The sequence below is a fragment of the Rhizobacter sp. genome, assembly GCA_021153565.1.
Taxonomy (GTDB): domain Bacteria; phylum Pseudomonadota; class Gammaproteobacteria; order Burkholderiales; family Burkholderiaceae_C; genus Albitalea.
Genome location: JAJKJU010000367.1, coordinates 1 through 10,337 on the forward strand (window position 1 = coordinate 1; position 10,337 = coordinate 10,337).

The following is a 10,337-nucleotide window of genomic DNA, read 5'->3' on the forward strand; positions in this document are numbered from 1 at the left end:
ATGCTCGCCATAGCCCGGGCTATGGCTGCGCTTTGCGCCTAGATCAGGCGCCTTTTGACGTGCTGCTCGGGCACGCTCGAAAAACTCTCAGCCTCTGAGGCCCGCACGAGCCCGGACCCTTGCGAACGGCGAAGACCGTCTCGCGCAAAACCAATGAGTTGGAGCCCCCCATGGACCTTCGCAAGCTGAAGACATTGATTGACCTCGTGTCGGAGTCGAACATTTCCGAGCTGGAAATTACAGAAGCCGACGGCAAGGTGCGCATCGTCAAGGCCGACCCTGCCGCAGTCGCGCAGCCCATGCACATGCCCGCCGTCCAACTGGCCGCTCAGTCGGCGCCCGTCCAGACGTCCGCCCAATCTGCCATTGCCGCAGCACCGACCGAGCCCACAGAACCGGCCGGCCATGTCGTGAAGTCTCCGATGGTCGGCACTTTCTATCGTGCGTCCAGCCCTGGAGCCAAGGCGTTTGTCGAAGTCGGCGACGAGATCAAGGAAGGCGAGCCGATCTGCATCATCGAAGCGATGAAGATCATGAACGAGATCGAGGCCGACAAGTCGGGCAAGGTCACTCGCATCCTGTGCGAGAACGGGCAGGCAGTCGAATTTGGCCAGCCACTCTTCATGATCGAGTGAGATTGACTCGATGTTCAAGAAGATTCTGATTGCCAATCGAGGCCACAACGCCAACGGCGTTTCGGCGCAGCCACGTTGCGCTGCAGGCACAGTCCGCAAGAGCGATTGAGCCGAGGCACTATGTTCAAAAAAATACTCATAGCGAATCGAGGCGAAATCGCACTTCGCATCCAGCGGGCTTGTCGTGAACTGGGCGTGAAGTCGGTTGTCGTCTATTCAGAAGCAGATCGCGACGCCAAGTACGTGAAGCTCGCCGACGAGGCGGTGTGCATCGGGCCGGCGCCCTCGGCGCAAAGCTACCTCAACATGCCCGCGATCATTGCGACGGCCGAGGTGACCGACGCGGAAGCCATCCACCCGGGCTACGGGTTCCTTTCCGAGAACGCAGATTTTGCTGAGCGTGTCGAGCGCAGCGGCTTCACCTTCATCGGCCCGACACCCGACGCCATCCGCGCCATGGGCGACAAGGTCGCGGCCAAGCAGGCCATGATCAAGTCGGGCGTACCCTGTGTGCCAGGGTCCGAAGGCGCCCTGCCTGACGATCCGAAAGAGATCATCAAAATCGCGCGGGCCGTGGGCTACCCCGTGATCATCAAGGCTGCGGGCGGTGGCGGCGGGCGCGGCATGCGCGTCGTACACACCGAAGCGGCGCTCATTCACGCGGTGCAGACGACACGGGCAGAGGCGGGGGCCGCCTTCGGGAACGCTGCCGTCTATATGGAGAAGTTCCTCGAGAACCCGCGCCACATCGAGATTCAGGTGCTGGCCGACACGCACAAGAACGCAGTGTGGCTGGGGGAGCGCGACTGCTCCATGCAACGACGCCACCAGAAGATCATCGAAGAGGCGCCGGCACCGGGCATTCCGCGCCGCGTGATCGAGAAGATCGGTGAACGATGCTCGGCAGCGTGCAAGCGCATCGGCTACCGCGGCGCCGGAACCTTCGAGTTTCTCTACGAAAACGGCGAGTTCTACTTCATCGAGATGAACACCCGCGTGCAGGTGGAACATCCGGTAACGGAACTGGTGACAGGCATCGACATCGTGCAGATGCAGATCCGCGTTGCCTCAGGCGAGAAGTTGCCATTTGCGCAACGGCAGATCCAGATGCGCGGCCACGCCATTGAGTGCCGCATCAACGCCGAAGACCCGTACAAGTTCACCCCCTCACCGGGACGCATCACGATGTGGCATCCACCGGGCGGCCCGGGCGTTCGCGTCGATTCGCATGCCTACACGAACTACTTCGTGCCGCCCAACTACGATTCGATGATCGGCAAGATCATCGTCCACGGCGACACACGCGAGCAGGCTCTGGCCCGCATGCGCATTGCCTTGTCGGAGACGGTGGTCGAAGGCATCCTGACCAACATCCCGCTACACCGCGAGTTGATGGTCGATCCGAAATTCGCCGAGGGCGGCACCAGCATTCACTATCTCGAAGGCTGGATGGGCACGCACAAACGGTAGGCGTTCGCGCATGGTCGAGTTGCTCCTGATGGCACCGGAAGACACCGTCGAGACGGTGTCGGACGCCTTGAGTTTCGAGTTGAATGCACTGTCGGTGTCAGTGGAAGACGCCGACGCCGACACGGGGGCCGAGCGCGCGCTGTTCGGCGAGCCCGGCATGCCTGCGCCGCGCGGCGGTTGGCAACGGTCGGTGCTGCGTGCGCTCTTCCAGACGGAAGTAGAAGCGACCGAGGCCGCAACCTTGTTGTTGGCACAGGACTGGGCAAGTGACGTGCACGTGCAGTCACTCAGCAAGGTCGAGGACCAGGACTGGGTGCGACTCACCCAATCGCAGTTTGCACCGGTCGAGATCACGCCGACTTTCTGGATCGTGCCAAGCTGGCACGCCCCCCCCGTGGCGGCGCAGAAGGTGATTCGTCTCGATCCCGGGCTCGCATTCGGCACCGGCACGCATCCGACCACACGCATGTGCCTGCGCTGGATTGCGTGGCAGTCGGCAGTGCGTTCAGCTCGGTGGACACGCGTGCTCGACTATGGGTGCGGATCAGGCATCCTCGCGATCGGCGCGGCCTTGCATGGGGCGCGCGAGATCGATGCGGTGGACATCGATCCAGCGGCGGTCGAATCGACGCTCGCCAATGCGAAGGCCAATGGGGTTCAACTGAGCGCCGGCTTGCCTGACGCGGCCGTGGGCAACTATCCCCTCGTGCTCGCGAACATCCTCGCCACACCTTTGAAATTGCTCGCGCCTTTGCTCTGCGGCCACCTCGCTGATGGCGGCGATCTCGTGCTCGCCGGCATTCTCGAGCGTCAGGCCGATGAGCTTATGGAAGCCTATGCGCCTTGGTGCCGGCTCGAGGTTAGCGACACAGAAGACGGCTGGATTCTCATGACCGCGCAGAAGGCTCCATGAGCTCGAACATGGCCACGCGCTGCGTCGCGTGCGGCACGATCTTTCGTGTGGTGCAAGACCAGCTCAAGGTCTCCGAAGGCTGGGTGCGCTGCGGTCGTTGCGACGAGGTGTTCAACGCGCTCGAAGGCCTCTTCGATCTCGACCACGACCAGCCACCGCCATGGAAGCCGGGCGATGTCGACAAGGCGCCCAAACGCGATAGCGACCTCGCGAATACCGCCGCCGATCTCGACGAAGAAGACCGAATCGCGTCGCGCTTCTTTCGGCCCGAGCAGGAAGATGTGGCTCAGACGCCGGCGGAGGCAGTCGACGAGCGCTTTCGCGTCGACTTCGCGGACGCAGAGTTCAACACTGCACTGCTGAGTGAAGACGAAGGCGGGCACCGGCAACCGGTGCCAAACGACCATCTCGAAAATTCCAGGCACGCACGCAAGACGCTCCCTGCGTTTGTGCGACACGCCGAGCGCGAAGCGCTTTGGCGCTCGCCGCTCGCCCGCATCCTGTTGTCGCTTGCCGGGGTCGTCCTTTTCGCGGCCTTTGTGCTGCAATGGAGCCACCATTTCCGCGACCAGATTTCCGCGCAGTGGCCACAGTTTCGACCAACGCTCGCTGCGTGGTGTGTGTTGGCGGACTGCAGCATAGAGGCGCCGCGCCGCATCGATGACGTGACGGTCGAAAGTAGCTCATTCACGCCTGCGGCCGTCGGCACCGACTCGTTCAAGCTCTCAGTCACATTACGCAATCGTGGGCCGCTGCCTGTGAGCATGCCCTCCATCGACCTGACGCTCACCGACACCGCCGGTCAACTCGTCGCCCGACGTGCGCTGCATCCTGCAGATTTCCGCGCGCCTGTCAGCGTGATTGCGCCGGGCGCGGAAGCCCCGCTGGAAGTTCTGTTGACGGCCGGCAATCCGCGCATATCGAGCTACACCGTCGAAATTTTCTACCCGTGAGTCTGGCGTCGCGGCGGCCTCTTCTTCAACTTCTCATCTCAATCGGAGTGCCCCATGCCGGCATTGATCTGCGGATCCCTCGCGTTCGACACCATCACCACTTTTCCAGGTCGATTTGCGCAGCAGATCCTGCCCGACCAGGTGCACATCCTGAACGTGTCCTTCCTTGTGCCGACCTTGCGCCGAGAGTTCGGTGGTTGCGCAGGAAACATTGCCTACACCTTGAGCCAGCTGGGTGGGGAACCGTTGGTGCTTGCTGCCATCGGGTCGGACGGGCAGGAGTATCTGCAGCGACTCAAGTCCTGGGGTGCGTCGACTGAGCACGTGCGCGTCATCGACGACAGCTACACCGCGCAGGCGATCATCATTACCGACACCGACAACAATCAGATCACCGCCTTTCATCCTGGCGCAATGCAGTCGGCGCACATGACTCCGGTGCCCTCGCGCGATGACATCCGAGTTGCGATCGTGGCACCCGACGGCCGCGACGCGATGCTCCAGCACGCCGAGCAGCTTGCAGCGGCGAATGTGCCCTTCGTTTTCGATCCGGGCCAGGGCCTTCCGATGTTCGACGGCGATGATCTCAAGCGCTTCGTCTCGCAGGCCACCTGGGTGGCCGTGAACGACTATGAGGGGCGCATGCTGTGCGAGCGGACGGGTGAAACACTCGAGTCGCTGTCAAGCTCGCATCTGAAGGGCGTGATCGTGACCTTGGGCGCCCAAGGTTGCGACCTGTGGCAGCAAGGCGTTCGCACGCACGTGCCGGGTGTGGCCGCGACCGATGTGGTGGATCCGACGGGATGCGGCGATGCGTTTCGCGGTGCGCTGCTGTTCGGGCTAGAGCGCGGCTGGCCGCTGGAGCGCTGCATCGCGTTGGGCAACAAGATCGGTGCACTCAAGATCGCGTGCCGCGGGGGACAGAACCACACGTTCGACGCCACGACCCTGATCGCCTGAGACGATTTGTTTGTAGGGCGGTAAAGCGAACGTCCGTGCATCCCGGGCCTTTCAAATGGGCCAAGGCGGACTGCCCTCGATCTGACTTGACCGAAAACCGTGTAGGCACGCTTCGCTTGCCTACGCTTTCACAAGGTCACAGCGTCAACTGTCGGATGGCGGTAGGCTACGCGTGAGCCACGCCCGAGCGATAAGCATCGAGACTTCAACGCGCACTTGCTTTCGTCTCGACGACGCGCCCCGCAGCAGCTTGACACAGCGGCGCGTAACACCCAGCTCATTCGCCAGCCAGACGATCAACGCGTCGTTGGCCTTGCCATCGACGGGTGGCGCTGCGAGGCGAACACGCAAGGCGCCATCATGCAGCCCGACGAGTTCGGTCCGCTTTGCACCAGGCACGACGCTGACGTCGAAGACCACGGCATCACGTTCGCGCCGCAAGCAGGACCAGTCACATTCCATTGGCCTGAAACCAGAGTTGAATTCTTTATATTGAGGGGATGAATCGATTGGCCGGCCACGTGGTCGTGGGACACATTGCCAAGAGGCCGGTCGATCCGTACGAGGGTATCTCCGCCACGCCGGCCGAGCTCGACGTCCGATACGTCGCTCGCACCCTTGGCGTACCGCTGAGGGCCGTACGTGGTGCCATGCCGCGTCCGGGTTCAACGCGCCAGTGGTGCCCTCACCTGCGGTTCTGCCCTCGCTGCATGTCGCGCGGCTATCACAGTGTGGTGCATCAGTTCGGCTACGAGCCGCAGTGCCCGCTGCACGGCTACGGCCTCGACACGGCGCGCCGCGGCTGTGGCGCCACCAGTAAGTACCGCATCGATGCACGCTTGCTCGACGCGCCTTTTCGCTGCGCACAGTGCCGCCGCTCCTACGCGCATTCGTCGACCAGCTTCTTGCATCGGCGCCCGCTGCCCAAGCGGGGCAAGCGGGCAAGCGACGCCATCAGGCGCATGTTCTACGGCTGAGACGCGGCCACGAAGCCGGCCCGATCTTGGGCGGACCTCGCGGGGTGACACTTTCATTTGCCGGCGAGGCTTCGCCCGCGCTCAGTGACAGATTCATTGTGCTCGAGCCGAAAAGCCTTGCTGCATGCGGGTTTGCGGGCGATTGGGTGCATTGCTCGCCACCGATTGACACTTTTATCGGCACAAAAGTGACGAAATTGTTTTCCTCTACGGCAGCGTGAGCTCAGGCCTCCCACACTTTTGCCCGCTCTCCTTCACGGCCCGGCGCACGCGGCGCGGCGCCAGCGAGCTGACCCAGACGCTGCGCACGCTGGCGGCCGCGCCCACCAGTGCGTCGGCCGTCACGGCCGGCAAGACCGTACCCGACGTCACGCCGCGTCACCTTCGGCGAAACGCGTGCAATCTTTCTTCGGTGTGCTCATCTGATTTCCGTGGGCTCAGTTGGCCGATGTATCCCCGATCTGCGCGAGCAGGCGAGCGGCTTAGGCATATCGGCCGGCCTCTTCATGCAACCAGGCTGCGACCGGCCAAACACTTCCTCGGACAGTTCTTGCTTGGACACCACCCGGTTCCGGTGGCGGATCAGGTACAGGTACTGCAGCAGCCTGCGGGGCTGCGGTTCAATCGCGACCGGGATCCGTCGGCCAGCACTTCCTCGAGGTCGACCTCGAACCGACCGAAGCGAATGCAGTGTTCCTCTGCTTTGTTCTCGTGGCGGGTCGGCGGCAGGTTCATAGCGAGCAGTGATGGCGTTCGACGCCGAGCATGACGCTGCGCCAGGCTGCCGTCGAGATCTTCCCGGGGGCGGCTGTGCTGCCCAAGAGCACAGCGCCCGCAACAGCTCCCCTGATCAGCCTATTGCTTGTAGAACGTCACGTCATCGACATAGAGCAAGCTGTTGTTGCCCGAAGGATCGTTCGAGAAGAACCCGATCTCGGCCATGCCGTTGGTGACGTTGATGTTGCTGATGACGACCTGCGTGTATGCGTTTGGGGAATTCGGAAGGTCGACGGTCTGCTGGCCTGCGCCGAAGTTCTTGACGTACATCTGTCTCTGGCCCCCAGCGCCTGCCACCCACGCCTTGACCGTGTACAGCCCATTGCTCAGGCCGGTCAGGCCTTGGTAGGTCGTAACGTAGTAAGGGTTCGCGCCCCAGTGCGTCAAATGGGAAATGCCAGAGTGCGCGTTCGCGCCCCACGCTTCGGTATATGCATGCCCCGCTGGCCAAACTCCCCAGCCGCTCATCCCATTCTCGAAGCCGGGATTGCTCAACAGGTTGACTCCGCCACCGAGGTACGGCTGCAGGATCGGGACGAGACGATTCATGATCTTCACGTGACCCGCGTCGCTCGGATGAGAGTAATCGGCGAAGTCCGTTGAAGGGGACGGGATCACCCAACCGTCGGTGTTGATGTAGTGCACTTTGGTGTCTCCGGCACTCAACCGGGCATTCACCGCAGCTTCCGTCTCCGTCGCGTAGTAGGCGTAAAGCGTCCGCATCGCAAAGATGTCGGCATTGGGATATTTGCCCCGGATGTTCTGGAGGAAGGCGGTATATCGACTTTGGAAATCGGCCGAACCAACACCAAAATTGCTGTCATTCGTCCCGAGGTTGATGACGACCACCTTCGCTGTGTAATTCGCAAAGTTCCACGCCGGATCGGTCGCGCAGGCCGGAGCATCCGGGCATGCATCGATGGACTTGAGCTTGAAGTAGGCCACCTCCATCCCAAGAGCATGACTGCCCGAATAATGGTATCCATCAGCCAAGCCGGCGCCTGAATGAGCGATCTGCGTATGGTCGGCGCCCAATGCCTCGCCCGTCAGCCAGGCATAGTCCGTCACCGGCCCTTCGCTGGTCGCATACCCCGCAGTGATGGAGTCGCCAACGAACTCCACCAACGGTCGGGTGCCAGGCGCCACCGTCGATGCGCCCGCATCCAGAACCAGGCCCTTGAACGGCAATTGGCCTTCGTCGATGGGGGCGATGACCTTCAGCGTGTGGGTGCCGTTGGCCAGCGGCGTGGATGTCAGATTGATTGTTCCGTCCGAGCCCGAGGGCGAGTATGTGGCGAGCGTTCCATCGATGATGAACTTGAAATTGACTGGGGCGGTGAGCTTGACCTTGACCGTGGTCCCAGTGAACTTCGTGCTCACATAGGCCCCCCCCAATAGCTCCTGTACGTGGTGCTGTCGCTCTTGTCCCATCGCCCGACGTACGTGAGGTTGGAATCCGTCAGAGAGCCGTCTCCGGTGGCCGCCTGGACAGATGCACCCAAGGAGAAAAAGATGCCCCCCAGAGCAAAAATCAAGGACCGTTGGGAGACCCAATTCCTAGATGAATGAGCATGATTTGTCATGGTACTGAACCCCTTCCAAGGCAACGCCTTGCCGTTTAAGCAACATCACGCGCTCGGAACGGATCCATTCGTCGCCGGCCAGATCGTCCGAACGAAACTCCGCATGCGCGCCAGTGGGTGATGCGATACGACCCCACACCGGGTGCGCTTGAATTCGGAGGTGTTCATCGTCGGTGCCGGGTCGATGCAAGTCATGATGGAGATGTGACGCACCCCGGCCAAAGCGTGAGCCTATTCACACGAGAGCGGATAAAAACGGGGACATGAAGCTACGTGGCGGCGGCCCGCAGTTCCAGCACTTCGATCCGTTGCCCAGGCGGGAACCAGCGCTTGAAGTTGCGAACGTCGTGCCCGTTGAGCACGGCGCCACGCACCTGCAGTAAGGCATTGGCGCCTCCTTGGCCCAGGGTAAGGATTCGGCGTGGTTCAGTTTCGGCGGGGTAACACAGGCGAGCACGCTGAGGCCGCGAGCCTCAGCGGTCTTGCATGGATCGTGACGGATTGAGAAGGACCTGCGCCGCGCCCTTCGGGGCGGACGTCAGGCCGGCACGTCGACACCCCCGCTTCGCCTGCCCCACGCCGCGCCGCGCCACGGCGATCAGGAAAGTGGAACCCTGACTTGAACCACGCCGAAAACTGGCGGGAATTGGAGAGTCTTTGGACTCACCCTGCTTGACGTGCAGAAATTTCCGTTTCTTGAGGGCATCCCAAGAAGAGACGTTGGGGCGGGGCAGGATTCCATGGCGGTCGCGCGCGAATGAAGCAGGTCGGGTAGCTAGCGGGCGATCCCGACGAAGGTCACGATGCCGTGCGGCAGCGGCGCCGTTAACTGGCCGTGGGCGATTGCGATGGACGCCGGCACCTGCTGCGACGAGGAGCCGAGCGAAAGATTGCCGTCGGTGCCAATGGCACCCAGGGCGGTGTCGGCCGTCACGTAGGTCGAGACGGTATTGCCGTTGGCCCCAGTGATCGAGAACGTTCGCATCGTGGCACTGCCGGAATTGACGACGACGATCGCGAAGTCACCCGACGCGGGGTTCTTGAATGCGGTCACGAGCGTCCCTGCCACGCCACCATCTACGCCGATCCGCACCCAGCTGGGACGCACGAAACGTGCATAGTTGCCGAGGGCGAACAGCCGCTTGGTCAATTGGAAATCGCCCTTCCTTCCGATAAGGCCTTCGTTGTCATCATTGAGTCCGTTGAGCCACCAGTAGTGCCAGGCGCTGACATTGCCTGAAGTGATGGCCTCGTGGATCCAGGCCCCCACCTTCAGTGCATGCACGATGGAGGGGTCGAAGGCCTCGAATGAAGATTGCTCGGTCTCCCACAAGGGCGCGGCCAGTGGCCTATAGCTGCTGACCCCGCCGTACTGGTGAGATGCGAATATTCCAACGCTCGCGTGGGCGACGGGATCGGCATCGATGGCGGCGCTGTAATTCCAGAGGTTGCCCCACGATGCCGCTTCAGGCGCGATGATCTTCGGCGGCGAGGGCAGGTTCAGCGCGGCAATGGCTCGGCCCAGCTGGTCGACGAAAGACGCCATCTGAGGAAAGCTGAACAGGCACATGTCATAGGCACCCTTGGTGTCGAAATCCGGCTCGTTCTGTGCCGAGATCGCGTACAGCGGCGTACCGACGTTGGCGTTGAAGTTGCTCGCGAACGATGCCAGCGTCGTGGCCCAGGTGCCGTAGCCATCAGCGCGCAGCGAACCGGAATTGAGGTCCGCCGTCGTCTTCAGGTTCGCCGGTGGCGACCAGGGGGCAGCCCAGACCTGGGCGCCTCGTGCTATGGCCAGCTTCGCGTTGTTCCAGTTGGAGAACGTACCGCCATCCGGGCCGATGCCCATGCGAAGCAACGACAGCCCGATGCCCGAAGTGGGGCTGAAGTAGAGGTCGGCTTGAGCGGTGGTCAACGCGCCGTGCCAGGCATCGGAGGCGCCGAAGCCGTCCATCGTCTGGTGGACATCCGTCCATTTGACGGCGAAGTCAGGGGCGGGCGCAGGCGCAGGCGCAGGTGAAGGTGAAGGTGAAGGTGAAGGTGAAGGTGAAGGTGAAGGTGAAGGTGAA

10 protein-coding genes are annotated in these 10,337 nt (G+C 62.4%); 6 read left to right on the forward strand and 4 right to left on the reverse strand.

The genetic code is table 11. The features are described from left to right. The first annotated feature begins 170 nt into the window (after positions 1–170). The 5 genes from accB (at position 171) to AC30NL_RS22555 (ending at position 4,931) form a co-directional block, all read left to right on the forward strand. Complete coding sequence (gene accB / locus AC30NL_RS22535; RefSeq protein ID WP_489466218.1) at positions 171–635, forward strand: acetyl-CoA carboxylase biotin carboxyl carrier protein; 465 nt, start codon at positions 171–173, stop codon at positions 633–635. Between the two features lie 120 nt (positions 636–755). Next, positions 756–2,105 carry an acetyl-CoA carboxylase biotin carboxylase subunit gene (gene accC / locus AC30NL_RS22540; RefSeq protein ID WP_489466219.1) on the forward strand — a complete coding sequence of 450 codons (1,350 nt, stop codon included), beginning with the start codon at positions 756–758 and terminating at the stop codon, positions 2,103–2,105. Between the two features lie 10 nt (positions 2,106–2,115). Further along, on the forward strand, positions 2,116–3,018 hold the full coding sequence (gene prmA, locus AC30NL_RS22545) for a 50S ribosomal protein L11 methyltransferase (RefSeq protein ID WP_489466220.1): 903 nt from the start codon (positions 2,116–2,118) through the stop codon (positions 3,016–3,018). After that, positions 3,015–3,971, forward strand: a complete 957-nt coding sequence (locus tag AC30NL_RS22550; protein ID WP_489466221.1) for a zinc-ribbon and DUF3426 domain-containing protein — start codon at positions 3,015–3,017, stop codon at positions 3,969–3,971. Before prmA ends, AC30NL_RS22550 begins: the two co-directional genes overlap by 4 nt. Before the next feature lie 54 nt (positions 3,972–4,025). Then, entirely contained in the window at positions 4,026–4,931 is a 906-nt protein-coding gene (locus AC30NL_RS22555; protein WP_489466222.1) for a carbohydrate kinase family protein, read from the forward strand. A gap of 144 nt (positions 4,932–5,075) precedes the next feature. Here the strand turns inward: AC30NL_RS22555 and AC30NL_RS22560 are convergent, their stop codons facing one another. Continuing rightward, positions 5,076–5,372 (reverse strand): DUF167 domain-containing protein, encoded by a 297-nt coding sequence (locus AC30NL_RS22560; RefSeq protein ID WP_489466223.1) that lies wholly within the window; start codon positions 5,370–5,372, stop codon positions 5,076–5,078. Positions 5,373–5,431: 59 nt separating this feature from the next. Here AC30NL_RS22560 and AC30NL_RS22565 point away from each other — a divergent pair, with 59 nt between their 5' ends. Next, complete coding sequence (locus AC30NL_RS22565) at positions 5,432–5,908, forward strand: hypothetical protein (protein ID WP_489466224.1); 477 nt, start codon at positions 5,432–5,434, stop codon at positions 5,906–5,908. Between the two features lie 207 nt (positions 5,909–6,115). Here the strand turns inward: AC30NL_RS22565 and AC30NL_RS22570 are convergent, their stop codons facing one another. The 3 genes from AC30NL_RS22570 to AC30NL_RS22580 form a co-directional block, all read right to left on the reverse strand. Next, positions 6,116–6,280, reverse strand: coding sequence for a hypothetical protein (locus AC30NL_RS22570; RefSeq protein ID WP_489466225.1), 165 nt, complete (start codon positions 6,278–6,280; stop codon positions 6,116–6,118). 483 nt (positions 6,281–6,763) lie between these two features. Continuing rightward, the gene (locus AC30NL_RS22575) at positions 6,764–8,116 is read right to left on the reverse strand and encodes an SGNH/GDSL hydrolase family protein (protein ID WP_489466226.1); all 1,353 of its coding nucleotides are present in this window, start codon (positions 8,114–8,116) and stop codon (positions 6,764–6,766) included. Between the two features lie 927 nt (positions 8,117–9,043). Then, positions 9,044–10,337: glycoside hydrolase (locus AC30NL_RS22580; RefSeq protein ID WP_489466227.1), on the reverse strand; the 1,294-nt coding region annotated here is incomplete at its 5' end.

Coding starts and splice junctions, on each gene's coding strand:
- accB (WP_489466218.1), top strand. CDS start 171: ATGGACCTTCGCAAGCTGAAGACATTGATTGACCTCGTGTCGGAGTCG.
- AC30NL_RS22575 (WP_489466226.1), bottom strand. CDS start 8,116: ATGGGACAAGAGCGACAGCACCACGTACAGGAGCTATTGGGGGGGGCC.
- AC30NL_RS22565 (WP_489466224.1), top strand. CDS start 5,432: ATGAATCGATTGGCCGGCCACGTGGTCGTGGGACACATTGCCAAGAGG.
- AC30NL_RS22550 (WP_489466221.1), top strand. CDS start 3,015: ATGAGCTCGAACATGGCCACGCGCTGCGTCGCGTGCGGCACGATCTTT.
- accC (WP_489466219.1), top strand. CDS start 756: ATGTTCAAAAAAATACTCATAGCGAATCGAGGCGAAATCGCACTTCGC.
- prmA (WP_489466220.1), top strand. CDS start 2,116: ATGGTCGAGTTGCTCCTGATGGCACCGGAAGACACCGTCGAGACGGTG.
- AC30NL_RS22555 (WP_489466222.1), top strand. CDS start 4,026: ATGCCGGCATTGATCTGCGGATCCCTCGCGTTCGACACCATCACCACT.